Source organism: Williamsia sp. D3, from assembly GCF_000506245.1.
GTDB lineage: Bacteria > Actinomycetota > Actinomycetes > Mycobacteriales > Mycobacteriaceae > Williamsia > Williamsia muralis.
On sequence record NZ_AYTE01000013.1, the window covers coordinates 122,568 to 147,695 of the forward strand.

26 protein-coding genes and 3 pseudogenes are annotated in these 25,128 nt (G+C 64.2%); 14 read left to right on the forward strand and 15 right to left on the reverse strand.

The features are described 5' to 3' along the window. The first annotated feature begins 71 nt into the window (after nucleotides 1-71). Nucleotides 72-920, forward strand: coding sequence for a hypothetical protein (locus tag W823_RS38655; protein ID WP_023956482.1), 849 nt, complete (start codon nucleotides 72-74; stop codon nucleotides 918-920). 44 nt (nucleotides 921-964) lie between these two features. Here W823_RS38655 and W823_RS38660 read toward each other — a convergent pair whose 3' ends face one another. Then, nucleotides 965-1,444: a hypothetical protein gene (locus W823_RS38660; RefSeq protein WP_038252721.1), complete on the reverse strand. Its 480-nt coding sequence runs from the start codon at nucleotides 1,442-1,444 to the stop codon at nucleotides 965-967. Nucleotides 1,445-1,649: 205 nt separating this feature from the next. On the opposite strand from W823_RS38660, the gene W823_RS38665 reads away from it, so the two are divergent. From W823_RS38665 to W823_RS38675, 3 genes are read left to right on the forward strand one after another with little or no spacing between them, the layout of a single operon-like run. Beyond that, nucleotides 1,650-2,273: an AIM24 family protein gene (locus tag W823_RS38665; protein ID WP_023956486.1), complete on the forward strand. Its 624-nt coding sequence runs from the start codon at nucleotides 1,650-1,652 to the stop codon at nucleotides 2,271-2,273. 5 nt (nucleotides 2,274-2,278) lie between these two features. After that, the gene (locus W823_RS38670) at nucleotides 2,279-3,004 is read left to right on the forward strand and encodes an AIM24 family protein (protein ID WP_023956488.1); all 726 of its coding nucleotides are present in this window, start codon (nucleotides 2,279-2,281) and stop codon (nucleotides 3,002-3,004) included. Between the two features lie 10 nt (nucleotides 3,005-3,014). Then, the gene (locus W823_RS38675; RefSeq protein ID WP_023956490.1) at nucleotides 3,015-3,773 is read left to right on the forward strand and encodes an AIM24 family protein; all 759 of its coding nucleotides are present in this window, start codon (nucleotides 3,015-3,017) and stop codon (nucleotides 3,771-3,773) included. Nucleotides 3,774-3,903: 130 nt separating this feature from the next. On the opposite strand, the gene W823_RS38680 is transcribed toward W823_RS38675, so the two are convergent. The 6 genes and pseudogenes from W823_RS38680 to W823_RS38705 all read right to left on the reverse strand — a co-directional run bounded on the left by W823_RS38680 (nucleotide 3,904) and on the right by W823_RS38705 (nucleotide 8,954). After that, the gene (locus tag W823_RS38680) at nucleotides 3,904-5,118 is read right to left on the reverse strand and encodes an HNH endonuclease signature motif containing protein (protein WP_031331805.1); all 1,215 of its coding nucleotides are present in this window, start codon (nucleotides 5,116-5,118) and stop codon (nucleotides 3,904-3,906) included. A 219-nt stretch (nucleotides 5,119-5,337) separates the two neighbouring features. Beyond that, nucleotides 5,338-5,703, reverse strand: a complete 366-nt coding sequence (gene crcB, locus W823_RS38685; protein ID WP_023956494.1) for a fluoride efflux transporter CrcB — start codon at nucleotides 5,701-5,703, stop codon at nucleotides 5,338-5,340. Further along, nucleotides 5,700-6,182, reverse strand: coding sequence for a fluoride efflux transporter CrcB (gene crcB / locus W823_RS38690; RefSeq protein ID WP_031331807.1), 483 nt, complete (start codon nucleotides 6,180-6,182; stop codon nucleotides 5,700-5,702). Before crcB (W823_RS38690) ends, crcB (W823_RS38685) begins: the two co-directional genes overlap by 4 nt. Nucleotides 6,183-6,314: 132 nt before the next feature. Next, a complete protein-coding gene (locus W823_RS38695) occupies nucleotides 6,315-6,788 on the reverse strand; it encodes a Dps family protein (protein WP_030168942.1) in 474 nt (157 codons plus the stop codon). Nucleotides 6,789-6,925: 137 nt separating this feature from the next. Continuing rightward, nucleotides 6,926-8,380, reverse strand: a pseudogene (locus tag W823_RS38700) (catalase). 94 nt (nucleotides 8,381-8,474) lie between these two features. Continuing rightward, entirely contained in the window at nucleotides 8,475-8,954 is a 480-nt protein-coding gene (locus W823_RS38705) for a Fur family transcriptional regulator (protein ID WP_023956500.1), read from the reverse strand. A 138-nt stretch (nucleotides 8,955-9,092) separates the two neighbouring features. On the opposite strand from W823_RS38705, the gene W823_RS0128525 reads away from it, so the two are divergent. Then, on the forward strand, nucleotides 9,093-9,752 hold the full coding sequence (locus W823_RS0128525) for a DUF2231 domain-containing protein (protein ID WP_023956502.1): 660 nt from the start codon (nucleotides 9,093-9,095) through the stop codon (nucleotides 9,750-9,752). Between the two features lie 2 nt (nucleotides 9,753-9,754). On the opposite strand, the gene W823_RS38710 is transcribed toward W823_RS0128525, so the two are convergent. Further along, entirely contained in the window at nucleotides 9,755-10,381 is a 627-nt protein-coding gene (locus W823_RS38710) for a TetR/AcrR family transcriptional regulator (RefSeq protein WP_031331811.1), read from the reverse strand. Between the two features lie 65 nt (nucleotides 10,382-10,446). Here W823_RS38710 and W823_RS38715 point away from each other — a divergent pair. The 3 genes and pseudogenes from W823_RS38715 to W823_RS38725 all read left to right on the forward strand — a co-directional run bounded on the left by W823_RS38715 (nucleotide 10,447) and on the right by W823_RS38725 (nucleotide 12,307). Further along, nucleotides 10,447-11,012: pseudogene (locus W823_RS38715) on the forward strand (VOC family protein). 36 nt (nucleotides 11,013-11,048) lie between these two features. Then, on the forward strand, nucleotides 11,049-11,687 hold the full coding sequence (locus tag W823_RS38720) for a carboxymuconolactone decarboxylase family protein (RefSeq protein WP_023956506.1): 639 nt from the start codon (nucleotides 11,049-11,051) through the stop codon (nucleotides 11,685-11,687). Between the two features lie 164 nt (nucleotides 11,688-11,851). Further along, nucleotides 11,852-12,307: a hypothetical protein gene (locus W823_RS38725; protein ID WP_023956510.1), complete on the forward strand. Its 456-nt coding sequence runs from the start codon at nucleotides 11,852-11,854 to the stop codon at nucleotides 12,305-12,307. A 79-nt stretch (nucleotides 12,308-12,386) separates the two neighbouring features. Here W823_RS38725 and W823_RS38730 read toward each other — a convergent pair whose 3' ends face one another. Both W823_RS38730 and W823_RS38735 read right to left on the reverse strand, forming a co-directional pair. After that, on the reverse strand, nucleotides 12,387-13,787 hold the full coding sequence (locus W823_RS38730; RefSeq protein WP_023956512.1) for a gluconate:H+ symporter: 1,401 nt from the start codon (nucleotides 13,785-13,787) through the stop codon (nucleotides 12,387-12,389). Continuing rightward, entirely contained in the window at nucleotides 13,787-14,287 is a 501-nt protein-coding gene (locus W823_RS38735; RefSeq protein ID WP_023956514.1) for a gluconokinase, read from the reverse strand. Before W823_RS38735 ends, W823_RS38730 begins: the two co-directional genes overlap by 1 nt. A gap of 123 nt (nucleotides 14,288-14,410) precedes the next feature. Between W823_RS38735 and W823_RS38740 the strand changes: the two genes are divergently transcribed. Continuing rightward, on the forward strand, nucleotides 14,411-15,121 hold the full coding sequence (locus W823_RS38740) for a FadR/GntR family transcriptional regulator (protein WP_023956516.1): 711 nt from the start codon (nucleotides 14,411-14,413) through the stop codon (nucleotides 15,119-15,121). A gap of 3 nt (nucleotides 15,122-15,124) precedes the next feature. Here W823_RS38740 and W823_RS38745 read toward each other — a convergent pair whose 3' ends face one another. Then, complete coding sequence (locus W823_RS38745) at nucleotides 15,125-15,850, reverse strand: hypothetical protein (RefSeq protein WP_369792593.1); 726 nt, start codon at nucleotides 15,848-15,850, stop codon at nucleotides 15,125-15,127. Between the two features lie 104 nt (nucleotides 15,851-15,954). On the opposite strand from W823_RS38745, the gene W823_RS38750 reads away from it, so the two are divergent. Then, nucleotides 15,955-16,572, forward strand: a complete 618-nt coding sequence (locus W823_RS38750) for a pyridoxamine 5'-phosphate oxidase family protein (protein ID WP_031331814.1) — start codon at nucleotides 15,955-15,957, stop codon at nucleotides 16,570-16,572. A 9-nt stretch (nucleotides 16,573-16,581) separates the two neighbouring features. Here the strand turns inward: W823_RS38750 and W823_RS38755 are convergent, their stop codons facing one another. From W823_RS38755 to W823_RS38765, 3 genes are all read right to left on the reverse strand, one after another. After that, nucleotides 16,582-17,994: a hypothetical protein gene (locus tag W823_RS38755; RefSeq protein WP_023956520.1), complete on the reverse strand. Its 1,413-nt coding sequence runs from the start codon at nucleotides 17,992-17,994 to the stop codon at nucleotides 16,582-16,584. Nucleotides 17,995-18,093: 99 nt separating this feature from the next. After that, nucleotides 18,094-19,119 carry an aspartate-semialdehyde dehydrogenase gene (locus tag W823_RS38760; RefSeq protein WP_023956522.1) on the reverse strand — a complete coding sequence of 342 codons (1,026 nt, stop codon included), beginning with the start codon at nucleotides 19,117-19,119 and terminating at the stop codon, nucleotides 18,094-18,096. Between the two features lie 2 nt (nucleotides 19,120-19,121). Further along, the gene (locus tag W823_RS38765) at nucleotides 19,122-20,387 is read right to left on the reverse strand and encodes an aspartate kinase (RefSeq protein WP_023956524.1); all 1,266 of its coding nucleotides are present in this window, start codon (nucleotides 20,385-20,387) and stop codon (nucleotides 19,122-19,124) included. A 369-nt stretch (nucleotides 20,388-20,756) separates the two neighbouring features. On the opposite strand from W823_RS38765, the gene W823_RS38770 reads away from it, so the two are divergent. Continuing rightward, nucleotides 20,757-21,920 (forward strand): hypothetical protein, encoded by a 1,164-nt coding sequence (locus W823_RS38770; protein ID WP_369792596.1) that lies wholly within the window; start codon nucleotides 20,757-20,759, stop codon nucleotides 21,918-21,920. 8 nt (nucleotides 21,921-21,928) lie between these two features. Here the strand turns inward: W823_RS38770 and W823_RS38775 are convergent, their stop codons facing one another. Beyond that, a complete protein-coding gene (locus W823_RS38775) occupies nucleotides 21,929-22,654 on the reverse strand; it encodes a TetR/AcrR family transcriptional regulator (RefSeq protein ID WP_023956528.1) in 726 nt (241 codons plus the stop codon). A gap of 342 nt (nucleotides 22,655-22,996) precedes the next feature. Between W823_RS38775 and W823_RS59540 the strand changes: the two are divergent. From W823_RS59540 to W823_RS38785, 3 genes and pseudogenes are all read left to right on the forward strand, one after another. After that, nucleotides 22,997-23,257 (forward strand): annotated as a pseudogene (locus W823_RS59540) (MFS transporter); the annotation flags it as partial. 61 nt (nucleotides 23,258-23,318) lie between these two features. After that, nucleotides 23,319-24,404 carry an MFS transporter gene (locus W823_RS38780; protein ID WP_369792594.1) on the forward strand — a complete coding sequence of 362 codons (1,086 nt, stop codon included), beginning with the start codon at nucleotides 23,319-23,321 and terminating at the stop codon, nucleotides 24,402-24,404. A 29-nt stretch (nucleotides 24,405-24,433) separates the two neighbouring features. After that, a complete protein-coding gene (locus tag W823_RS38785) occupies nucleotides 24,434-25,006 on the forward strand; it encodes a nitroreductase family protein (protein ID WP_023956530.1) in 573 nt (190 codons plus the stop codon). Nucleotides 25,007-25,128: the final 122 nt, after the last annotated feature.

A 25,128-nucleotide genomic window follows, 5' to 3' on the forward strand; every position in this document is an offset into this window, starting at 1 on the left:
CCACGAGCTGTCCGTGTCTACGATGTGTGCACCGGCAATACGGACATCGACAGCGGGGGTTTGCAGACATCATGACCAACGATCCGGGCGACGCTTTCGGCTCACGTCCAGACCTGACCAAGGCTGACCGCCGGCCCGGCGACGCGCAACCCACGCAGCAGTTCGCCGCACCAGCTGACCCCCAACACCCTGGCCACGTCGACCAGAGTGGCTTCAATCCGTACCCGCCTGCCCAGCCCTCCGATCAGTTCGTGCCGTACCCACCGCCGTATCAGCCGAGCGCACAGCAGTTTTCGCAACCTACGCAGTACGGGAACACTCAGTACGGGGTACCGCAGTACGGGGCGCCGACGCCGGGTTTTGATCCCAAGCCGGCTGCGGTCGGGCTCACGCGCGCCTTCGGTGCCGCAGCGCTCGTCGGGGCCCTACTCATGGTTGCCTACGGATGGTTGACCTGGGCGTCTTTCGAGCCGAAGACGAGCAGCGGCCCGCGAGCCTCGGTCAACGGTTGGGGGCGGGTGTTCGAAGCAGGAGAATCGGTTGATCTGGGATCGGGGGCGAGCGGAGCTCCCTATGCCGGGGTGTTCCTTCCGCTCTTTGTACTACCGGTCGCCGTTCTGGGCCTGCTCATTCTCTGCAACATAGGACGTTTCGGCAATTCGATCGCCGTCTTTGTTCTGTCGGTTCTGCACCTGTTGCTGGCGATCATCTTCTTGGCGGCGCCGAGCATTTGCATCTTGTTCGAGTCGGACTTCGAGTCCGAGGTCTTCGAGGCCACCAATGATTTCTCGACAGGTCCGGGCGCCGTGCTCGCCACCCTGACCCTGCTGGTGGTCACCGGGACGAGCCTCGCCGGCATCGTGTTGGGCCGCAAAAGGGCACCTGTACAGGCGCCGACGTACGGCTACCAGCCCTACTGACGTCTGCCGAACACCGATCAGGCCTCGCCGACAATGGGTTCGCCTCAGTCGGTGGAGCTTTCGGGCTCGTCGCTGTACGAGTCCGCAAACGAAATCCGCGGCATGCTGGTTGCCGCGTACAGCGTCAGTCCCAGAAATACCAAGAAGGTCAGAGCGAAACCGGCTGCCACAGCAGCCAATCCGTAGTGCACGACGTCCGTGATGACTCCACCTCCGTCGCGGACCCAAAGTGCACCGAACGCCGCGAGCACGGCACCCAACAGGGCCCACGCCGCGCCCCGCGCTCGTGGCCCGACCGTGGATGCGTAGAACAACCGCTCGTGGATCGCCGTCTCGAACTCGTCGATCGCCGCCGCCCGAACCGGGTCCTGGCCTGCGATCGTCCGCAGTTTCACCGCAAGATCGACGTCGTGATCAAGCCGAGCCGCCTCGTTCTGCCTGTACCGGACATACAAGCCGATACCGAACACCACCGCGATGAGAAAAATCCCGACACCTACCGCACCCCACGACGCATCATTCACGCCGGTCACGTTACGGCAGCCGACCAGCGCTCACGTCCGTCTGGTCGAACCCATCGGGCATTCCGGCTGCGCTCGGCGGCGCCGCGCGACGAACCATGTGTGCGGACGTCAGTCGAACCGAGGATTCGGGCTGTTCACCTGGGTTGTTGGTGCCTACGATATGTCAGTCATCGCTCAGCACGCTTGAACTCAGAGGACGCACAACATGGCCGAGTTATTCGGATTGACCAAACGCGTGGTCGAGGCGCGGCTCAACAACACATCGATCAAAGCCGTCAGCGGGTCGATGGTCTCGTACCAGGGACAGGTTGAGTTCAAGGCAGCCGGATTCGGCGGCGGGGCGGGTGTGCTCGCCGGCCTCAAACAGAAGGCCACCGGTGAATCGCTCAAACTGATGGAGTGCACGGGCAATGGCCTGGTCCACCTCGCGATCGGCGCTCAGTACACAACAGTGTTGCAGCTGAACAACGAGACGATCCAGGTGGAGTCTCGGCAGTTGCTGGCGATGGCCGGTAATCTTCAAACCAATGTCCAGTTCTCGGGACTCGGCGGAATGTCCAGCGGGCAAGGTCTTTTCACCACGACGGTGTCGGGCACGGGTCAGGTTGCCCTGCTGTCGGCCGGCGGTCCTTTGATTCATCTCGAGGTGAGCCCCAACATGCCTCTGGTCGTCGACCCGGATGCGTTTGTGTCTGCCAAAGGTCAACTGCAGCAATCGTTTGTCACCGACGTCAGCTGGCGGTCGATGATTGGCCAGGACGGCGGCGAGGCGTTCTCGCTGCGGTGGCAGGGTCAGGGTGTTGTGTCCATCCAGCCGGCGGAACGGTGAGTGCAATGGTCTTTGAAAAAGTTAACTCGAAAGTGGTCAAGGTCAACGTCGGTCACGCCGGTGGCGTGGTTGCGCGTAAGGGCGCGATGCTCTTCTACACCGGTCAGGTGCAGTTCTCGCCGCACCAGATCCCCGGCGCAGGAGGGGGTGGCATGCCGGGAATGGGCGGCATGGGTGCCGTCGCGGGCATGGCGGGTCGGATGATGCGCGGCGAGCACGAGGCCACCATGCTTGCGCAGGGAAATGGCGACGTGCACTACGGGTTTGCCGGTCTTGCCGTCCATGTCATCGACATGCCCCAGGGAGGAACGGTCACCGCTGACGCATCGCGCACGCTCGGCTACACGTCCGGCCTGCAGGCATCGATTGTCTCGATGACCTCGCAGGGCGGCGGGGGCGGCGGCGGCCGAGGCGGCGGAATCATGGGTGCTCTGCGCGGAGCTGCCACCGGCGCATTGACCGGCGACGGCATGTTCACCACCCAACTCCAGGGCATGGGCTCGGTCGTGTTGTTGGCTCACGGTGAGGTGTTGGAGATCCAGGTCGGCGGCCAGTATCCGGTGATCGTGGATCCGCAGGCCTTCGTCGGCACGTTCGGCAACGTCCAAACGCAGCTCAAATCGACGATGGGCTGGCGCGACGCGGTCGGCCGCGGCGCCGGCGAGGCCATGCAGTTGCAGTGCCAGGGCCAAGGAACTGTTTTCGTCCAAGCATCCGAACAGAAGCTGTAAGGGAAAAGCCATGAGCGACATCTTGAATCCGTCGATGCTGCAAGGTGACGACAACATTCCGGGCAACACGTACGCGTACTACATGCAGCTGACCAAGCCCTGGATCATGTCCAAGGGCGCCATGATCGCCTACTACGGACAGATGCAGTTCCAGGCTCTGGTCCAGGGCATGCAGACAGCCATGATGCAGTCGCTGGCCGGCACCATCAGCGCGCCGCTGTACATGGGCGACTACGTGATCGCCCAGGGCCAGGGAACACTGATCATCGGCGACCGCGGCTTCGACATCAATTCGTACGACCTCGAAGACGGCAACCTCACGGTTCGGGCGGCCAACCTGTTGGCTTTCGAGCCCGGGCTGCAGCTGAACCAGTCGATCGTGCCGGGCTACTTGACACTCATCGGCACCGGCAAGTTCCTGGCATCCTCGAACGGACCGGTCATGTTCGCCGAACCGCCGTTGCGGGTCGACCCCGAGGCACTGGTCGGCTGGGCCGATTGCCCCTCCCCCAGTCACCACTATGACCAGGGGTGGATCACGGGCTTCATGGCAGCCGGCGCAGCGATGATGGGCGCCGCCAGCGGCGAGGAACAGCAGTTCGACTTCACCGGCGCCGGAACAGTTCTCATCCAGTCGAGCGAGAAGGTGATCAACGACCACAACCTGGTTCGCCAGCTGGAAAGCCAGATCCCCGGGTTGTCGACCATGGGACTGCAACGCCTGCAGCAACGAATCCAGACGCAGATGGCGGGCCAGCAGCAGTACTGACGGCGGGCAATTGCACCCCCGCTGGCCTGGGAGTCGCAAAACACCCGCGCGGAGCTCACACTATGGAGTTGTCAAGGATCTTGCGCGGTCTCGACCACATCGAGGGCGCGAACGGCAGCTGCTGGTCGACTTATGCTGCGAGGGTGAGGGTTCGGCGGTTGTAGGCCGGTAGTGGTTGTCGGGTGGGGTCGATGTCGGCGGGTGGGATCAGCCAGGGATGCCCGTCGGCGCCCATCACGATGTCCCAGTCGGTGTGGTGCACGGCCCGATGGCACGTCCGGCACAGGAGGCATCCGTTGCCCAGGGTGGTGGGTCCGCCGTTGGCCCAGTGCACGATGTGGTGGCAGTCTGACCAGGTTGCCGGTGCCCCGCATTTGATGCAGCAGGTATCGCGGATCAGGATCGCTTTGCGCACTGGTCCGGTGAACAGGCGCTTGGGTGGGCTCAGGTCGATTGGCACCTGCTGCCCGTCCAGGGTGACCGAGGTGATGGTGGCATCACACGCCAACGTGGCTGCGGTTGCTTCGGTGACCGGACCCATCCACCGCAGTGACGCAAAGTCGGGATGATCAGCCGGAACCGTCACAGCAACTTCCGTTCTCGGCGCTGATATCAGCGCTTGCCCACCGCCACCGCAGTCGAGGAGTTGGTGCAGGGCATCAGCTCGTCGTTGCGTCGGCGTGCGAGTATCGGCGCTGCCGTCCGGTTCAGGACGGGGTCGGGACCACACATCGAGCGCGGCCATCATCTTTTCCCCGATCACCGCATCCACATCGAAGCTGCCCGACAACCGGCCATCGCCGGTGACGACGTAGTCCAGGCTGTTCAACGAAGCGTCCTCGGCGGCCGGCACCCCACCCTGTTCTCCGGCGACCCTGTTACCCACCGTCCGGGCGATCCGGCCGATCTCCGCGGGCGGTGCACCAGAGATTGCATGAGCCACGAGTTTTCCCTCAACCTCACACCGAAAGTCGTCACTCATCACACCCACGAAGCGGCCCCGAACATGGCTGATACCCCGAGCTATTGCATCGACATGCTCGGCGGAAAGGAACCCGTCCCGAAAGTATCCAGCTGTACGCTCCAACCCCACCAAGCCAGTTCCGATGCGTAGCCACCGCGCCGCCACTGCTGGCGCGGCACCGTTGGCCTGCAACATCTTCGAGGTTGTCGACCCCATACGTTTGGCGACACCGAGGCGGTCAATGATCGCCGCGCCGGCCGCCAACCGCGCCTCGACAGCATTACGCAACGCGATCAAATCCTTCACCAAGCCCACGATGCCGGCCGGATCATCAGGAAACTCCACACCGATGACCTCATCCACCAGATCAACAACAGCCATCACCACACCCCCTCCAAGACAACAACATCGGGACAACAACACTGGGCCAGCCGACCGAGGTATTTGGCGTAGTCCCACGTATCTCAGAGTTGGTTCATCATGCGATCAGCTACCACCACTCTAATCATTCGAACACACATTCGATAGTCATCCGTTTGGACGACACCGCCGCTCAAACGGTCACACAGCACCCAGGCCACCGACGCCTGGGCGCCGAACTCACACAAGGTAGACGAGCCACAGCCCCAGCGCACAAGCACCAACCGAGAGAGCAAGCGGGATAACAGTATTCGAAAGGGCCATCCCGTGGCGTCCCTGTTGAACGAGGCGCACCGTCTCGACACTGGCCGTACTGAATGTTGTGTATCCGCCACAGAATCCGGTCCCGACGATGGTCTGCCAGGCACTTGGTTGGCCGTGGAACAACACCACTCCGGCCACCAGCCCGATCAGCAACGAGCCCGACACGTTGATGAACACCGTCCCCCACGGGAACACTGCGGGGTGGCGGCGTTTGACCTCCGAGTCGACCAGAAAACGGGTCACCGCTCCGGCCGCGCCGGCCAACATCACCAGAACGATCATCGGCGGGGCGCCGGTCGACTCACGCGTGCCTTTGTGGCAACAGCGATGCCCGCCCAGGCCATCACCACACCGAGGATCACAGAAGTCGCCATATAGGCCACGGCGACAACAACTTCGCCATCCCTGCCGAGCAGAGAAGCTTCGAGTGCAAAGGCACTGTAGGTGGTGAATGACCCGCAGAATCCAGTACCGAAAAACAGGCGAAAACGCTGCCGGCGTCCGGTGTCATCCCCCATCCTGGCCAGCGCTTCCAAGACAATGCCCAGCGCAAAGGCGCCCGCAAGATTGATCAGGAAGGTGGCCCACGGCCACTGCGGGGGGTGGAACGGGTAGGCCTGCTCGATCAGGTAGCGAGCACCGGTGCCCAGCAGGCCTCCCGCAAAAACCATCGCGAGCGAGGCCACACGCAGGTGCAACGGTCGTGCAGCCACGAGGTCGGGATCCCCGGGGAGTTCGGGGTGGGAATCGGGCCGCGTCACCAAGTGAATGTACTTCGATACGGCGCCGACCGCATACGGCATGCGAAAGCCCCCACGGCCGAGGGGCTGTGCCGTGGGGGCTCTCTTCTACAAGCGCGTCTGCAGACGCGCTGGACTTGCTGACCGATCCGGTCAGGCGACCTGCGCCTGCCACATCCAGTGCAGCTGCTCGAGCCGCGCCGCGAAGCTGATCAGGAGGTCCTGGGTGACCGGATCAGCTTCTTCGGTGGCCTTGATTCGCGTGCGCAGACCGTCGACCACGGTCTTGATGTTCGCGACAATCGCATCGACCACGTCGGAGTCCTTGGTCCAGCCTTCGCCGAATCCCTTGGTGCCCGCGGTCTTTGCAACGGTCTCGGACCGGCCGTCCGGGCTGACGCCGATGGCCGTTGCCCGCTCGGCGGCGGCGTCGGTGAACTCGCGAGCAGCGGTGACGAGCTCGTCGAGCTCGAGATGCACCGACCGGAACTGCTTGCCGACAACGTTCCAGTGAGCCTGCTTGGCGATCAGCGACAGGTCGATCAGGTCAACCAAGGTCTCCTGCAGCGCCTTTCCGGCGATCGACTGCTGGTCGTCGTTCAGTGTGCTTGTGATGGGGTTGCTCATTGCACTTTCCTCTCTGTTGAAGTAATTGGTGCGGCCGGTATCCGGCAACACCATCTTGACCGATGGCGACGTGGTCCGTCACGGCCGGTCAGGCATGTGAGCGCTGAGGTCAGCCTTGCCTGAGTGCAAGTCCGACTTCAGATTCCGCCTCGAACACCTTCCTCGACCTTCTTGCCGAGTTCGGGATCAACGTTCTTCCAGTAGTCGAAAACGCGTGAAAGTACAGGCTCACGCACTCCGTCCGAGACGTGCCCGACGATGTTGCTCACCAAACGGTCGCGCTCGTCGTCGTTCAAGACCTCCCGGTAGAGAATGCCCGCTTGGGTGAAGTCGCCGTCTTCCTCATGCTCGATGTACCCGGCCCGCACCGCCTGGCCATCGAAGGCCCACAGGCCTTCGTCGCCGGCCGCTGCAGGATCGGCGTGTGGACCGTCGAACGAGTTCGGTGCGTACACCGGAACCTGCGGCCCGCTGAAGTTGTACGCCATCGCACCCTCTTTCGAGTAGGTGTTGACCACTGCGGCCTTGGCCGAGTTCACCGGCAGTTGAGCGTAATTGGCGCCGATTCGGTAGCGGTGCGCGTCGGCGTAGCTGAAGACCCGGCCGAGCAGCATCTTGTCGGGCGAGAAGCCGATGCCCGGAACGACATTCGACGGCTCGAACGATGACAACTCGATCTCGGAGAAGAAGTTCTCCGGATTGCGGTTGAGTGTCCACTTGCCGACCTCGATCAGCGGATAGTCCTTCTGCGACCACACCTTTGTCAGATCGAAGGGGTTGAACCGATATCCCTCCGCTTCGGCCACCGGCATCACCTGGACCTTCAGGGTCCAGCTGGGAAAGTTCCCCTTCTCGATGGACTCGTACAGATCTTTACGGTGGTGGTCGGGGTCGGTACCTGCGAGGGTGTCGGCCTCTGTCTGCGTCAGGAACTCGATGCCCTGATCGGTCTTGAAGTGGTACTTCACCCAGAAGCGCTCGCCCGCAGCATTAACCCACTGGTAGGTGTGCGAGCCGAATCCGTCCATGTGGCGCCAGGTCTTCGGGATACCACGATCTCCCATCAGCCACGTCACCTGGTGCGCCGACTCCGGCCGCAGTGTCCAGAAGTCCCACTGCATGTTGTGGTCACGCAGGCCCGAGCCGGGGCAGTCGCTTCTGACTACGGATGAAGTCGGGGAACTTGATCGGGTCCTTGATGAAGAAGACCGGGGTGTTGTTGCCGACGAGGTCGTAGTTCCCGTCCTCGGTGTAGAACTTCACGGCAAATCCGCGCGGTCCCGCCAGGTGTCAGGGCTGCCCTGTTCGCCTGCGACAGTGGAGAATCGGACAAGCGACTCGGTGGTCTTACCCGGCTGAAGGAACTTCGCCTTCGTGTAGCGGGAGACGTCGCCGGTGATTCGTAGCTCACCGAATGCTCCGCCACCTTTTGCGTGCACCACTCGCTCGGGAACGCGCTCGCGGTTGAACTGAGCGAGTTTCTCGATCAGGTAATGGTCGTGAAGCAGGATGGGTCCCTGCGTGCCGGCGGTGAGTGACTCGTTGTCACTCGATACCGGTATGCCCTGATTGGTGGTTGTACGTGGGGTCATCTGGTGCCTCCTGATACCCGCATCGGGAGCTGCGATGCGGCCTGAAACGTTGTATTGCAGTCTTTTTCGTGACGTCGAACCCGTTGGCTCGCCGTCAGGTCACGGACGTCCGCGGAAGTCCGGTGATCGCAGAGCCATCTGTGGACTCGGCCCGGCAGTCGGGGCACAGGCCCCAGTAGGTGACCTCGGCCTCGTCGATGACGAAGCCGTGTTTGTCGCTCGGTTCGAGACACGGGGCCTCCCCCACTGCGCAGTCGACATCGTGGATCGCTCCACACCGGCGGCAGACGAGATGGTGGTGGTTGTCACCGATCCGGTTCTCATACCTGACGGACGAGCCTGCCGGTTCGATGTGCCGCAGTAGACCGCGTTCGGAGCAGACGCGAAGTACGTCATACACCGTCTGGGTCGACACGCCGCCGAGTTGTTCGCGGACGCGAGCGGCGACGAAGTCCGCAGTGGAGTGGGGATGCCGCTCCAGCACCTCGAGGACCGCCACCCGCGGCGCGGTCACCCGAAGGCCCACTGCACGCAACTGCTCTCGCGTGTCCGGGGTTGGTTGCTGCGAACTCATGTCTTCGACCGTACGCCCTTTTCTGGATTGAGTCCAGATTTAATCTGGAATCCATCCAATCTGGTGGCGGCGTGCGAGTGGGCTGCGAGATGCTCAGGCCCCCGCAAGGACCAGTACGGCACTACAACAGGTGCCGATGTGATTGAAGCGACGGAAATCGGGAATCCCCTGCACGTGACCACACCACCGAACGACCCCAGCGCGACTACTGCGGCAACGACAGACGACGGACCAGACCCGGACGCCATCACGTCGCTGACGGATGTGGTCCGGCCCGACGGCCCCCGTCCGGTGGCGCACGCCCTCGCCTCCGTCGAGGAACTCTCCGCGGTCGATGCGCCGGCGGGTCAACTCGCCGACCTGGTGAACGGCGCGATCCCGACCGCGGTTCTAGATGTTCTGCGTGGTCGGTGGCTCGGGCATCCCCTCCATCCCGTGCTGGTCACCGTGCCCATCGGCGCCTGGATGGCAGTGCCCGTCTTGGACCTCACCGGCCAGCGCATCGCTGCCCAGCGGCTGGTCGCGTTCGGCATCGCAGCGGCACTCCCGGCTTCGATCACAGGGCTTGCCGAGTACACAACGCTCGACACGGCCCAGCGCCGGGTCGCAGTTGTGCACATGGCCGCAAACACCGTCAGCCTCGGCTGCCTGGCGCGGTCCTGGTGGCACCGCCACAACGGGTTTGCGCTGCGCGGTGGAGGTTGGTCGCTCGCAGGCCTGGCGATCAGTGGCGTTGCCGGTGCGCTCGGCGGTCATCTGTCCTACTCACAAAGCGCCGGCGTGCTCCGCGAACGCTGACCTCAGGGGCGGTTCAGCCCGAGGGCACCCAGGCACATCTGGTCGAGCGTGTCGAGGAGGGCCTTCTCGTCAGCGTCCTCCCCCTGCACAAGCCACAAATAGAGCGTGTGGTCCACCATCGCGGCCAGCGAGCGGGCCGCCAGCTCCGGATCGAGCGTGGCTGACACCTCGCCGTCGTCCTGCCACCGGGCGATCGCGCGAGCGCTGCGTTCGATGAGTTCGCGGCGATGTTCATGGCGCAGGCGTCGGAAGTCGGTGTTGAAGGTCGCGACCTGTTCGACGATCGCCATCAGCTTCGCGTTTCGCCGATAGGCCTGGTAATACGCACGATTGGAGTTGATGAGCCGCTGCGCCGGTGAGGCGTTGCCTTCCACGCCGTTTCGGCGGTGGATGTCCTCGAACAGTCGAGTGCTCAGTTCCCAGAACACGGCGTCTTTCGACTCGAAGTACCGATAGAAGGTGCCGTAGGAAACGTTCGCGGCCTGGGCGATGTGCTCAACCCTGGTGTCCAGGAACCCGACCTCCTCGAACACCACGCGCGCGGCGTCGAGCAACGCATCCCGGGTCTTCCGGCCGCGAGGGGTCAAAGTCTCGACCGCAAGCGCGGTCTTGACAGGTTGCGTGATCACGGTCACACTCTGTCCAAACATGACATGACTGTCAAGTCATGCGGCGGTACACCGGGGAGATGAACATGGGCGCAGTGAACACCAAATACGAACTCGGCGGTATCAACCACCTGGCCTTGGTGTGCTCGGACATGAAACGGACCATCGACTTCTACTCGGGCACCCTGGGCATGCCTCTGATCAAGACCATCGAGCTACCGGCCGATCTGGGTCAGCACTTCTTCTTCGATTGCGGCAACGGAAACACCATCGCGTTCTTCTGGCTGGCAGACTCGCCTGACGCCGCACCGGGTGTCGCGGCGCCGAAGGGCCTCCCCGACGAGGGCGAGCTCGCCAGCGCGGTCGGCTCGATGAACCACGTGGCCTTTGCGGTGCCGCCCGAGAAGTTCGACGAATACTACGACCGGTTCACGTCCGAGGGCATCAAGGTGAGCCAGGTGCTCAATCACGATGACAGCGCTTTCGGGGTGTCTCGCCACGTGCATCCCGGCACATTCGTGCGGTCGTTCTACTTCCAGGACCCGGACGGGGTACTGCTCGAGTTCGCCTGCTGGACTCGTGAATTCACCGATGCGACGTCGCTCACGAGCCGAAGACCGCTGCCGACCGGCGCGTGGCAACCTCTCCGTAGCCAGAGATCGCGAGACCATCGACGAGAGGAACTGTAGTGCCACGTCTTCGCCAAGTACCCCGCGCGGAGGTCACCGACGAGAAGATCCTGTACTTCTACGACAGGCTCTTCGGCCCCGACAAAGACCCGGCGGTCGACGGGGGAACTGTTCACGGCACTCCGGGCGACTGGTGGACTGTCTTCGCGCAGTCACCCAACGTATTCGACCATGCAGTAAGGGGATTCGCCCTCTACCGCAACGCGACGCTCGACCCGATGCTGCGTGAGCTCGGCCAGTGCCGGGCCGGATATGCGCGGGGCAGCCAATTCGTCTTCTCCCAGCACTCCAAACAGATGCGTTCGCTGGGGATGCCCGATGAGAAGATCGCCGCCATCGCGCACTGGCAGATCGCCGACTGCTACACCGAACTGGAACGGGCCGTGCTCGCGTATACCGATGGTCTGGTGTTCGACGGCGGTCGGGTGTCCGGCGCGGTCGTCGACATCCTCAAGGCCGATCTCAGCGATCCCGAGATCCTCGAACTGACGTACATCACATGCCTTTACGACATGCATGCCACCATCTGTCGCGCCTTGCGCCTCGAGTTCGACGACCGCGAGGAGCCGGTCGTCGAGGTCGAGGTGCCTGCCGGCATCGGTGCTCGTGATCTGTCTGCGGACCTTTCCGGAGAGTGACGCCGTCGACACGATCAGTTTCCACATCGACCACGACGTCGAACCCGCTCCAGCAAAACGACTCGAGGTCGGTGCCCAGCTGACGTAACCATGTTCGGGGACACCATTTTTCGGGTTCTCCCGTTCTACGTAGCGAGGACACGTCAACCTGTAGGTTTCGAGCCATGACCTCACAACGTGTCGGCCGCCTGATTCCTGCCGTCATGGCTCTGTCGGCCGCCGCCTTCGCCTGGATGGCCCCCGCCGCTTCCGCCGACGTCGCCGACGTCACCATCGTCCCGGGACTGAGCGGTGGGCCGACCACGCCTTTCGGCACCGGGTGCACTTACCTCGTCATCGCTCGGACCGCTGACGCGCCGCATTCCCCGAGCGAAAGTGGCGTGGGAATCGTCGACCTCAATCAGGCGTCGACGTTGTTCCCGCAGGAGTTGATCTGGGACTACATCGACCCCTACTACTCATCGCCCGTGGTTTTCGACCACGCATTTGCCCTGTGGACCCCGCATCGTCCGGGCGAACACGCCATCATGGCCTTTCAGACATCCGCCGGCGGACCCATCGAGACCGTCATGGTCAAACCCGGCACTCCGATCGGTCCTGGCTGCCTCGTCTCGCCGTAGACCACCACCGGAAACCGCCCACGCGCAGAGTCACCTTCCAAGGTGAATCGCGGGTGGGCGGTTTCTGTGATGGCTTGCCTCAGATCACCAGTCCCAGAAGCAGTACAACGATGAGGCCGGACACCGACAACACGGTCTCCATGATCGACCACGTCTTGATCGTCTGGCCGACGCTCATGCCGAAGTACTCCTTCACCAGCCAGAAGCCGGCGTCGTTGACGTGTGAGAAGAAGACCGAGCCGGCACCGATGGCCAGGACCACCAGCGACAGCTCGCCGCTGCTCAGCCCGTCGACAAGACCCAGGATGAGCGAGGACGCGGTGATCGTGGCAATGGTGGCCGACCCTGTCGCCAGCCGGATCAGGGCGGCGAGCACCCAGGCGAGCAGCAGCACGGAGATGTTCGCTTCTTTGGCCCAATCGGCGAGCAACGTGCCGATCCCGCTGTCGACGAGAACCTGCTTGAAGCCGCCGCCCGCAGCGACGATGAGCAAGATGCCGGCGATCGCGGGCAGTGCGGCACCGGTCGTCTTGGAGATGGTGTCGCGGTCCATTCCCGACCCACGCCCGAGGGTGAACATCGCGACCACCACCGCGATCAGCAGGGCGATGATCGGGGTTCCGAGCACGTCGAGTACCTGCCGCACGATCTGGTCGTCATCGCTGATGAAGATCTCGGCGATGGCCTTGCCCAGCATCAACACAACCGGAAGCAGGACGCTGAAGATCGTGATGGCGAACGACGGGCGCTTGGTCTTGACAAGCGTGTCTTCGGGATCGGCGTCGAACGTGGTGGGCACCGGCAGCACCACCCAGCGGCCCGCGAGTTTTCCGAAGAGAGGTCCGGCGACGATGATGGTCGGGACCGCAACCGCGACACCGAGCGCCAGCGTGGTTCCGAGGTCCGCACCGAGCACGTCGATGGCGACCAGCGGTCCCGGATGGGGCGGCACGAAGCCGTGCATCGCCGAAAGACCTGCGAGAGCGGGGATCCCGACGGTGATCAGCGACAGGCCCGACCGGCGTGCCACCAGGTAGATGACCGGCATCAACAGCACCAGGCCGATCTCGAAGAACATCGGCAGACCGATGATCGCACCGACGAGGGCCATCGCCCACGGCAGCATGCGGGGAGAAGCGTGCCCCACAATGGTGTCGACGATCTCATCGGCGCCACCGGAGTCCGCGAGGAGCTTTGCGAACATCGAACCGAGCGCGATCAGGATCCCGACTCCGGCCGCGGTGCTGCCGAACCCGTCGGTGAACGACTCCAGTACATCCGGAACCGCTTCGCCGGCAACAATTCCCACTGTGAGTCCGCCGGCCACGAGCGCCAGGAACGGGTGCACCTTGGCGATGGTGATCAACACGACGATGACGGCGATGCCGACGAGCGCAGCGAGGATCAACTGCCACCCGGCGGCGACCGGCTCGGGTAGTTCGGTGTCTGCCGCCAGCAGCACCGCCGATGGTGAGCTCATCAGTTCTCCTTGTGTTCTGTCCGGGTGATGTAGGACTCGACGATGTCGTCGATCGACTGATCGATGTCGATGACAATTCCTCGCTCATCGTCGGCGAGTGGTTCGAGAGTGTGGAACTGCGACGACAAAAGTGACGGCGGCATGAAGTGCCCCGGCCGGCTTGCCTGACGTTTCGAGATCACCTCAGGCGTGCCGTCGAGGTGGACAAAACACACCTCGGGACAATGCCGCCGGAGCTGGTCGCGGTACTTGTGCTTGAGCGCCGAACAACTCATCACCCCGCCGTCGGCATGATCGGCCATCCACTGGCCGATCACCTCCAGCCACGGGTGACGATCGTTGTCATCGAGCGGCTGTCCGCTGGACATCTTGGCGATGTTGGCCGGCGGGTGGAAATCGTCTGCATCAGCGAATGGCACCCGGAGGCGCTGCGCCAGCGCGGCTCCGACGGTGGACTTGCCAGACCCCGACACCCCCATGACGACCAGCGGTGCTCGCATTGTTGACTCCTCGCTCTTGTGCTGCCGGTCACAGATATTGCCGCAATGATCATACTTTTGCAAGAGCCTGAGTGCTTAAAGCATTCTTTTGAAGAGGCTTGGCGACAATGAGAAGATAAATCGGTGGCAACAGACGCGAGTGTGGGTGAACTTCATGGCAGCGTTCTCACCGGCGTGGGCACGCAGATCGTCTCCGGGCATCACCGCGAGGGCGAGGTTCTCACTCTCGACAGCATCGGGGTGCAGTACGGGGTGTCGCGTACCGTCGCCCGCGAAGCCATCCGGGTCTTGGAATCGATGGGTCTCGTGGCCTCACGCCGCCGCGTCGGTATCACCATTCAGCCCCGCAGCCACTGGCATGTCTTCGACCCACGACTGATCCGTTGGCGACTCGACGCCGGGGAGCGAACCGACTTCCTTCTGACCCTGTCAGAGCTGCGGCGCGGGTTCGAACCGGTCGCCGCGGCCCTTGCTGCAGAGCGCGCGGACGAGCACCAGTGCCGCATCCTCGCTGCCGCGGTCTCGGACATGGTCGTGCACGGCCGGTCGGGCGACCTCGACCAGTATCTGTTGGCGGACAAGGTCTTCCATCGCACCCTGCTCGAAGCGAGCGGGAACGAGATGTTCCGCGCGCTGAGCGATGTGGTCGGTGAGGTGCTCGCCGGTCGTACACATCACGGCATGATGCCGACCAACCCCAACCCTGCGGCCATCGACCTCCACGACACGGTCGCCCGGGCCATTCGCTTACGGAACCCTGCGGACGCCGAACGGGCCATGCGCGAGATCATCATCGAAGCAGCGGACGCTGTTCGCGAACCCGACCAGGACTAGCGGTTACCCGGCCGGATGATCTGGGTCGGCTTCATCCTCATCGATGGCGGCAGCCATCGGTTGACGCCACGACGCAGAGTGAACAGCGCAGACAACAGCAGCAACGCGAACTGCAGCCACCCCATGAACTTGATGACGCCGGATATGGACGGATAGTCGAAGAGGAGATCGATACCCATCGGGATGCACAGCAGCATCACCAGCACAGCGGTCACGTAGACGTTCCTGGCACCCCGACTGCGGTGCCGAGACGTCGCCACCAGCAGCGGGTACTGCACGGCGAGCAGAACAAGCGTTGCGACGAGCATCGCCGGGGGGGAAGAAGCTCGACAACGAGTCGATGCGGTCCGCAGGCGCCGCCGCACCGGGATCACGGGCGACATCGGCCTGGAGGCGCTCGTTGAGCAGATCGCTGATGGACCCCGAGTTCACGAACCCGTAAACCACACTGACCAGCGCAGCAGCGGCACCACCCAGCCACAGCAACCAGGCGTGGTACAGCGCGGCCGGAGGAGGTGTCGGCTCATCGAGCACCGCGTGGTCTTTGTCCTTGGACTGTCGCCCCGCCTCGATCGCCGCCAGATCCATCGCGTCGAGTTCGGCCAATGACGGCATGCCGGAGAGGTCGGACGGCACTTCTACCGGGCCGTCGGGGCCGATACTCGATTTCTCGAGGTCGGGGCCATCGCGGTCCGGGTCCATCGGCTGCTTGTCTGGGTCCTGCGTCACACCGTCGATTGTTCCACTAGTCCACCTGCGCCCTGACCAGAGTGCGCACCTTCCGTCTTTCCACCAGGTTGCCGTCCGACACCGTTCCCGACAACGATGGTCGGATGAACACACGTGTCGAGGTCACCAGCGTCGAAGAACTGCGCGCCCTGGTCGGCGAACCAATCGATCGCGTCGCGAAGAAGGTGCGCCCCGAACTCCTGCCAGTGCATCTCGAGTGGTTGGCGCGGTCGCCCTTCGCTTTCGTCGCCACCACCGACGCCGACGGTCGCGTGGATGTCTCGCCGAAAGGCGATCCCCCCGGCTTTGTGCACGTCATCGATTCGCGAACGATCGCCATACCCGAGCGGCCGGGAAACCGGCGCGTCGACGGCTACCTGAACGTGCTGTCCAACCCACACGTCGGCACCAACTTCCTGGTCCCCGGCAGGGGTGACACCCTGAGGATCAACGGGACCGCGACTGTTCTGAGGGACGCGGACTACTTCGACGCACTGGCGATCCGCGGCCGACGGCCCATCCTCGCCCTCGAGGTCGCCGTCGAGGAGGTGTTCTTCCATTGCGCCAAAGCATTCATGCGCGCCGACCTCTGGCGTCCGGAAACGTGGAAACCAGACGTGTTGCCCAGCCCCGCCGAGATCACGCACGTGTTGAACAAGGGGTCGAATCTCGAAGAGCTGCAGAAGTATTACGGCGAGAGCTACGGGAAGAAGCTGTACTGATCCAGCGCCTCACGAGCTGATCTTCAACATCCGGCCCACCGTCGCCTGCCACATCGACCCGTCGGCACCGATGGTCCCGGTCAATTGCAAGGGTTCGTCGACGGGGGCTGCTCCGACCTCGGTGAAGGCTCGCCGCGTGCCCGTCGCGAAATCGACGGCCGCGAAGTAGACCGGTCCGATCTGCTGAATCCCGTTGCCCGCCAATGCTTCAGTCGAGGGCGCATAGGCCAGCGCATAGATGAGGCCGTCGGATCGCGACAATTTCGGCAGAGTCGCCATACGATCGCGGGTTTCCCAGACGCGATGGCATCCGGTGTCGGTGACGTCGATGCGGGTCATCCCTCCGGCGAACGTCGCGGCCGGCGGGTCACTGGGCCCGGGTGTCGCGAACGGCGGATAGCCGAACCCGTACGTACTGGGGATGACAAGCGAATTGCCCCACGCCATCGGTGAATTCTCGGTGCCTTGCCCGGAGGTGCCGAAGGCGGGCGTTTCGCACACCACCGACCCGTTGTCGCTGCGGCGGACGATCAGATTGGGCCGCTCGGCGTCGTCGACGATTGCCACGAACTCGTCGTCCACCCCGAAATATGTTGGTGTGGTGCCGGATCCAGGAGCCAGCTGCCCGGGCTTTCGGACACTCCCCGCAGTGTAGGTCTGCCGCCAGACGGTCGTGGGCGTGCCGGTGTCGTCGGCGTGCATCTCGTAGAGGGCACGATCGGTGAGGACGGAAGCACCCTCCCGCCGAACACTCAAACCGTTCGTGAGCCTCTCGCCCGGTGGCAGGTGTATCGAAGCGACGTGGCCGTCAGCGGAGATCGTGCCCATCACTCCACCGGTGGTCGCGAACCAGATGCGCTGTTGATAGTCGGGTGCCAATCCGGTGATGGCATCTCCGGCGGGAATGTGAGCGCTCACGTCGATTCGCTCGGCGACGTACAGAATCCACTGCTCGGCAGCGGTTTTGCGATGCGCGACCTTGAGCACCGAGCCGGATCCGTCGGCCATCACCACGCGGTCGCGGCTGTCGAGATATCCGTAGACGCCGCCCAGGAGACCGCCCTTGGTGAGCTGGATGGACGCGATCGGCTGGGCGGTGACCGGATCGAAGAGTTGCACGGTGGGCACCGCGACGCCGGGCGGGTCGACACCCACGTATCCGGTGCACAACGCCACGGGCATGCCATCGCTACCAATGAAGGTCGCCGCACATGCTCCACCGGGCAACGACGAGGCGGCCACACGACCGGCCACTCCGGGCCCGGGATGCGGCGTGGTGTCCGTCGACGCCAAGTCCCCATGGATCAACGACGTCCCCGGCGGCCCGACATCGGGGATGCCCGGTGTCGCCTGGGCAGGCCCGGCGTTCAGTGCTATGACCAGTGTCGTGAGCAGAACTGCAATTGTCCGGACGCGCAACATCCACACATGAAACCACGGCCACCCGGCCACATCCTCCGACTCCAGCCAGAAACTCCGGCTGCAACCGGAGGAAGTGCTCGAAACCGGAGGAACTACCGACTAGACCAGCAGTTCGGCGATCTGAATCGTGTTGAGGGCAGCGCCCTTACGGAGGTTGTCGCCGGAGACGAACAGCGCCAGACCGCGTCCCTCGGGTGCGCCCGGATCCTGACGGATACGGCCGACCAACGAGTTGTCCTTGCCTGCAGCAGCCAGCGGGGTGGGCACATCGGTCAACGTGACGCCGGCGGCGTCAGCCAAGATCTTGGTGGCCTCTTCGACCGACAACGGATTCGCGAACTCGGCGTTGATCGACAACGAGTGCCCGGTGAACACGGGAACCCGCACACACGTGCCGCTCACCAGCAGATCGGGCAGGCCGAGGATCTTGCGGGACTCGTTGCGCAGCTTCTGGTCTTCGTCGGTCTCACCCGAACCGTCGTCGACAAGCGAACCGGCCAGCGGGAGCACGTTGAAGGCAATGGGCGCAACATATTTGACAGGATCAGGCAGCGACACCGCCGATCCGTCATGCACCAGCTTCTCGGCATCGTCGATGCCCGCCCGCAACTGGGTGGCGAGCTCTTCGACGCCGGCGAGACCACTACCGGAGACCGCCTGGTACGACGAGATGATCAGACGCTGCAGGCCAGCCGCGTCATGCAACGGCTTGAGCACCGGCATCGCGGCCATCGTGGTGCAGTTCGGATTGGCGATGATGCTCTTGGTCAGGTTCTTCGCCTGCTCACCGTTGACCTCTGAGACAACCAGCGGCACATCGGGATCCTTGCGCCAGGCCGACGAGTTGTCGATCACGGTGACACCGGCGGCGGCGAAACGCGGCGCCTGCTCACGAGACATGGTCGCACCGGCGGAGAACAGCGCGATGTCGAGGCCGGTGGGATCTGCGGTCGATGCATCCTCGACCTCGATCTCGCCACCACGCCACGGCAGCTTCTTGCCCGCCGATCGTGACGACGCGAAGAAGCGGATCTCGTCAGCCGGAAAGTTGCGTTCTTCCAACAGCTTTCGCATGACGGCGCCGACCTGGCCGGTCGCGCCGACAACTCCTACCCGTACACCCATTGCTATCGCCCCGTTCCGGCGTAGACGGTGGCCTCTTCCTCGCCACCGAGATCAAACGCGTCGTGCAGCACGCGCACAGCCTTGTCCAGCTCGGTGTCGCGGCACAGCACTGAGATCCGGATCTCCGACGTGGAGATCAGCTCGATGTTGACGCCCGCCTCCGAGAGGGCCTCACAGAATGTGGCCGTGACGCCCGGATGCGACTTCATGCCCGCACCCACCAGCGACACCTTGCCGATGTGATCGTCGTAGAGGATCGAGCTGAAGCCGATTTCTTCCTTCAGCGTCGACAACTTCTCCACGGCGATCGGACCGAGTTCCTTGGGGCACGTGAACGTGATGTCGGTCTTGCCCGTCTCGACCTTGGAGACGTTCTGCAGCACCATGTCGATGTTGATCTCGGCATCGGCGACAGCACGGAAGACCTTGGCGGCGTAGCCCGGCTTGTCGTCCAGGCCGACAACCGTCACCTTGGCTTCGCTGCGGTCGTGGGCAACGCCGGTGAGGATGGCTTCTTCCACGGGAATGTCCTCCATCGATCCGGACACCATGGTGCCGGGTTTGGTTGAGTACGACGAGCGCACGTGAACGGGAACGTTGTAACGGCGGGCATATTCCACGCAGCGCAGCATCAGCACCTTCGCGCCACATGCGGCCATCTCGAGCATCTCTTCGAACGAGACCGTCGCCAAGTGGCGGGCGTTCGGGACGATGCGCGGGTCAGCGGTGTAGATGCCGTCGACGTCGGTGTAGATCTCGCAGACATCGGCGTTGAGGGCCGCGGCAAGTGCCACAGCGGTGGTGTCGGACCCACCACGACCCAGCGTGGTGACGTCCTTGGTGTCCTGCGAGACACCCTGGAAGCCCGCGACGAGAACGATTTTGCCCTCGTCGAGCGCCGACCGGACGCGGCCAGGCGTGACATCGATGATCTTGGCCTTGCCATGGCTGCTGGTGGTGATCACACCCGCCTGCGAACCGGTGAACGACTGGGCTTCCGCGCCGAGGGAGCTGATGGCCATCGCGACCAGCGCGTTCGAGATGCGCTCACCCGAGGTGAGCAGCATGTCCATCTCGCGGGGCGGCGGCGCCGGGCAGACCTGCTCGGCGAGGTCGAGCAGCTCGTCGGTGGTGTCGCCCATCGCCGACACCACGACCACCACGTCGTTGCCCGCCTTACGGGTCGCGACGATGCGCTCGGCCACTCTGCGGATCCGTTCGGCGTCGCCAACCGAGGAGCCGCCGTACTTCTGCACGACCAGAGCCACCGAGTTTCCCTTCTCTAGCTGCTGCGAACCTTCAAAATCAGTGAGCGGGCAACAGTGCAAGACTGCCTCCCGCCTCGTGCAAGGATAGCCACCCGCAACTCCCCCACGTGCAAGCGTGTCGCTGCGCCGTCGAGCCGAGAGACCGCCGCCCACCGGGGCTCAGGCCGGGCACGCGGCAATTGCTTTAGCGTGCTTCGGAACTGGCGGATCGGCCGTGCAACCGACAGCGCCCGCCCCGAGCGAGCGTTCGGCACTAGGATCGCTCAGGTGCTGACCCGAGCGAGATTCGAATCCGTCAGCGACCTCCTGTACCGACGGCGTGACTGGGTCGAGCCGATCGCCGCCTTCCTCCTCATCCGTCTGGTCGGCATGCTCGTGCTGGAGCGGTTCACGCAGCTGCGCGGCAGCAGCCTCGGCGCGGCGCTCTCGGCGTGGGACGGCAAGTGGATGCTCGCCATCGCCGAGCACGGGTACGGGGGCGTGCCGCTGACCCAGACCGACGCGCAGGGTATGCGTGACTCCGACACGCCATACGCGTTCTTCCCCGGCTATCCGTTGCTCGCCGGGGCGCTGGACAAGGTGCCCGGTTTCAGTCCGCTGGGTGCCGCCCTCACCGTGAACGTGGTGCTCGGGTGCCTGGCCGCGGTGGGTGTCGCCCGGATCGGAACACTGTGCGCCGCACAGATGCAGAACCGTGAACACAAGTCCCGGCTCGTGCCCGCACGCTTCACCGCTTGGTTTGCCGAGGACATCCACCGGGCCGACGACGGCCAGGTGGTGCGCGTCAAGGCCGATCCGCGTCGGGCTGGGCTGCTGCTCGCCGTTCTGTTCGCCGCAGCGCCGATGGGCATCGTCTTGTCGATGGCCTACACCGAGGCGCTGTTCTGCGCGCTTGCGGCGTGGGCGCTGATCGGCGTGCTGGAGCGACGATGGTTGCTCGCCGGTGTCTGCACGATGCTGGCCGGACTGAGCCGTCCGACCGCGGTGGTCCTGATCGTTGTCGTGGTGGTGGCTGCGGCGCTGCGATTCCGCGACGGACCTAGGGCGTGGGCGGCCATCGTCCTCAGTCCGCTCGGCTACCTGGGGTATCTGGCGGTGGTCTGGCACAAGACGGGCGAACCACTCGGCTGGTTCAAGATCCAGACCGAGGGCTGGGACACACGGGTCGACTACGGCCAGGCCGCCTACGAGTTCATCAACTACGCGCTTGTGAACTCCGGCGAAATCGCGCCGGTGGCCACGGCCTGGATCATGCTGATCACCATCGCCTTGGCGTTGCTGAGTTTCGCCGAGCGGGTGCCGTGGCCGGTGGCGGTGTACGGAGCACTGGTGGTCGTATCCATCGGCGCCTCGAGCGGTCTGATGATGAGCCGCCCCCGACTGCTGCTCCCGGCGTTCGTCTTGCTGATCCCGATCGCGATCGGCCTGGCCAAACGTCGCGGGTCCACACAGATCCTGGTCTCGCTCGCGGTTGTCGCCTTCAGCTCATGGTTCGGCGCACACATGTTGACGGTCTATCCACACGCCATGTGACCTGCGCGTCAGTGACCGTCACGCAATCTGGCCGCCCTCGATTCGAACCCGTCGCACAGCGCGGCCACACCCTGGGTGAGTAGATGGCGGGGGTCGGTGAGTTCTGAATGATGCGTGCCGACCAGTGCTGCGAGATGGGGCGGCGGCGCGCTCTCGGGATTGCCCGCCAGGAGATGGGCCAGTCCACTCTGACCTTGATCCTCATCGGCGGCCCGGTCGAGCAGTAGTCGTTCGGCGACGGTGCTGAGCACCGTGCCGGCGATGAGGTTCCACAGGGTCAGCGCCATCTCGGTGGCGACCGCGGGGGTGACCTCGAGATCGAGGAAGGCGTCCACGAGCCAGTCGAGACAGTTCAGGCTCTGCGGGCCCATGCTGGTGCGCGGAGATGCGAAGGCCAGCAGTACCCAGGGGTGGCGCTGATACAGGGTCCAGTCGACCTCGGCCGCGATCAACGCCCGCTCGCGCCACGTCGCATCGTCGGCGGGCGGGTACGGGAAGCGGATGCCGATCTCATTCGACATTTCCCGCAGCAGCGCATCCTTGTCGGCGATGTGCCGGTACAGCGACATCGTGCCAACGCCGAGCCGGTCGGCGATCTTTCGCATGGTGAGGGCGCTGAACCCGTCGGCATCCGCGAGTTCGATCGCGGCGTTGACCACCGCTCCGCGGGTCAGTTTCGCGGACTCGGGTGCCGGTTCAAGGCCATCGCTCACCACACCCTCCTGTGCTGTCATCACATCTCTCCTTCGCCGCGTTCATTGTCCGTGTTCACGGCCGGGACGGTGAACAAAGCCCGAACGATGGAATAAACGCTTTGCGTACAACGTACTCTTATGCGTACGTTGTACTCAGGTTGATCGAGCCGCCACGAGCGGGCGATCGCCGTCCGAACACATGTAGCGCCCTCAACGCGGCCAACGCCGGCGTCCGCTCGTGTGTTCGCAGCGTGATTGGAGCACCCCGTGAGCATCATCGACAAACAGACCGATCCGCGATCCGACGCGAGCACCAGCCGCCCGGACCGCCGGACCTGGCTGGGACTGGCAGTACTGACGCTGCCGGTCTTTCTGGTGTCCATGGACTTCTCCGTCTTGTACCTGGCGATCCCCACCCTGAGCGCCGAACTTGCCCCCTCTGCCACACAGCAGTTGTGGATCGTGGACATCTACGGCTTCCTCATCGCCGGCCTGTTGATCACGATGGGCAATCTCGGCGACCGGTTCGGTCGACGCAAGCTGCTGCTCGTCGGCGCCAGCCTCTTCGGCGTAGCCTCGGCGATCGCAGCATTCGCCCCCGACGCGAGCGCGCTCATCGCCGCCCGCGCCATCATGGGCATAGGTGGCGCAACCCTTCTACCGTCAAGCCTGTCGCTGATCAGCAACATGTTCCCCCGACCCCGTGGCCCGGGCGAAGGCCATCGGCATGTGGACGGCGGCGTTCGCAGGCGGATCGGCCATCGGCCCGGTGATCGGTGGCGCACTCCTCCACCAGTTCTGGTGGGGCTCAGTCTTCTTGATCAACGTGCCCGTACTGCTGATCCTCTTGGTCTTCGGCCCCCGCCTGGTCCCGGAATACCGGTCGCCCAGCTCGGCCCCCTTCGACGTCCTCGGCGTGCTGCTGTCGTTGATCGGCATCCTCCCGCTCGTCTACGCCATCAAGCACGGCGCAGCCGAAGGATTCGACACCACCACAGCCGTCTTCGCGGCCATCGGCATTGTCGGAATGGCGTTGTTCGCCGCCCACGAGCGTCGAATAGAACATCCGTTGATCGACCTCAAGCTCTTCAAGAGCCCCGGTTTCTCCGTTGCGATCGGCAGCGCACTGACGGGCATGATGACCCTTGCCGCGTTGAGCTACCTGAGCGGCATCTACCTGCAGTCGGTCCTCGGACGCGATGTGTTGGAGGCCGCAATTCTCGGTATCCCGATGGCGATCGCCGTGGCGATCTTCTCGATGAGCGCATCGCGAATCGCTGCGTTCATGTCGGTGCGCTGGGCGTTTGTGTTCTCGCTGCTGGCTGCTGCCGTCGGCAACGCAGGCATGCTCGGTCTCGGCGTCGACCATGGCGTACTGGTCTACCTGATCAGCTCCACGCTGGCCGGCGTCGGCTACGGCGTGATCTTCTCGCTGGTTTCCGATGTCGCCGTGTCGTCGGTGCCTGCTCAGCGCAGTGGGTCGGCGGCCGGTCTCTCCGAGACCAGCTTCGAGTTGGGAACGGCGTTCGGACTGGCCGTTCTCGGTTCAGTGGCCACGATGGTCTTCCGCCGGTCCGGTGAGGGCAGCGGAGTTGAGGACACCCTCTCGCAAACACTCACCCAGGCACAGACCCTGGACCCGGGCGCCGGAAGTGCTCTCGCCGACGCCGCACGCAGCGCATTCGTCGACGGCTTGCACATCACGTCGCTGGTGAGCGTGGCACTCTTGGCGGTGGTGGCCGCAGTGGTGGCAATCGTTCTCCGCGAACGCCGGCCGGTCACCGACTAGTCCCCGCCCGGCCCAAGGAGCTGCTGCCCGTGCACCCGCTACTCGCAGACCGATGGAGTGCACGCGGCTACGACGCCGACGCAACCATGTCCGACGAACATCTGCAGTCGATCCTCGAGGCGGGCCGGTGGGCGCCCACGGGTGGCGGTCGCCAGCCGGTCCGCTTTGTCGTCGGCCGCCGCGGTGACCCGACATTCGCCGGGATCACCGACGCACTCAAACGCGGGAACCAATCGTGGGCACCGGCCGCCTCAGCACTGATCGTCCTGTGTACCGACGACCTCCCCGACGACCCGAAAATGCACGACTACGCCACGCTCGACGTGGGACTCGCCGCCGGTCAGATGATCGTTCAAGCCCAGGCCGACGGATGGAACGCCCATCCCATGGGCGGGTTCCGCGCGCCAGACCTGGTGCAGCAGTTCGACATTCCGCACTCGATTCGACCACTACTGGTCCTGGCCATCGGCCGACTCGCTGACACCGCTGCTCTGCCCGCCGACATCCGAGAGCGTGATGGCCGCGAACGCACCCGCCTGCCGTTGTCGGAGATCGCCTTCTCCGAGACCTGGGGACGACCATTGGTTCCGGAGAACCGGTGAACCACCTTTGGACTTCCGCGCCTCGGGAGTACAGTCACAAAAATGCAGCGCGTGCTCCTTCTCGGTTGCCGCGGCGGGGTCTGATCCAGACCGGCTTCCCGTCGCGGGATCTTTGACGCGCC

Bases quoted from the DNA above. Each gene is read 5' to 3' on its own strand.
- W823_RS38655 (WP_023956482.1), top strand. From the start codon at position 72: ATGACCAACGATCCGGGCGACGCTTTCGGCTCACGTCCAGACCTGACC.
- W823_RS38665 (WP_023956486.1), top strand. From the start codon at position 1,650: ATGGCCGAGTTATTCGGATTGACCAAACGCGTGGTCGAGGCGCGGCTC.
- W823_RS38670 (WP_023956488.1), top strand. From the start codon at position 2,279: ATGGTCTTTGAAAAAGTTAACTCGAAAGTGGTCAAGGTCAACGTCGGT.
- W823_RS38675 (WP_023956490.1), top strand. From the start codon at position 3,015: ATGAGCGACATCTTGAATCCGTCGATGCTGCAAGGTGACGACAACATT.
- W823_RS38680 (WP_031331805.1), bottom strand. From the start codon at position 5,118: ATGGCTGTTGTTGATCTGGTGGATGAGGTCATCGGTGTGGAGTTTCCT.
- crcB (WP_023956494.1), bottom strand. From the start codon at position 5,703: ATGATCGTTCTGGTGATGTTGGCCGGCGCGGCCGGAGCGGTGACCCGT.
- W823_RS38695 (WP_030168942.1), bottom strand. From the start codon at position 6,788: ATGAGCAACCCCATCACAAGCACACTGAACGACGACCAGCAGTCGATC.
- W823_RS38705 (WP_023956500.1), bottom strand. From the start codon at position 8,954: ATGAGTTCGCAGCAACCAACCCCGGACACGCGAGAGCAGTTGCGTGCA.
- W823_RS38725 (WP_023956510.1), top strand. From the start codon at position 11,852: ATGACCTCACAACGTGTCGGCCGCCTGATTCCTGCCGTCATGGCTCTG.
- W823_RS38730 (WP_023956512.1), bottom strand. From the start codon at position 13,787: ATGAGCTCACCATCGGCGGTGCTGCTGGCGGCAGACACCGAACTACCC.
- W823_RS38735 (WP_023956514.1), bottom strand. From the start codon at position 14,287: ATGCGAGCACCGCTGGTCGTCATGGGGGTGTCGGGGTCTGGCAAGTCC.
- W823_RS38750 (WP_031331814.1), top strand. From the start codon at position 15,955: ATGAACACACGTGTCGAGGTCACCAGCGTCGAAGAACTGCGCGCCCTG.
- W823_RS38755 (WP_023956520.1), bottom strand. From the start codon at position 17,994: ATGTTGCGCGTCCGGACAATTGCAGTTCTGCTCACGACACTGGTCATA.
- W823_RS38760 (WP_023956522.1), bottom strand. From the start codon at position 19,119: ATGGGTGTACGGGTAGGAGTTGTCGGCGCGACCGGCCAGGTCGGCGCC.
- W823_RS38770 (WP_369792596.1), top strand. From the start codon at position 20,757: ATGCTCGTGCTGGAGCGGTTCACGCAGCTGCGCGGCAGCAGCCTCGGC.
- W823_RS38775 (WP_023956528.1), bottom strand. From the start codon at position 22,654: ATGACAGCACAGGAGGGTGTGGTGAGCGATGGCCTTGAACCGGCACCC.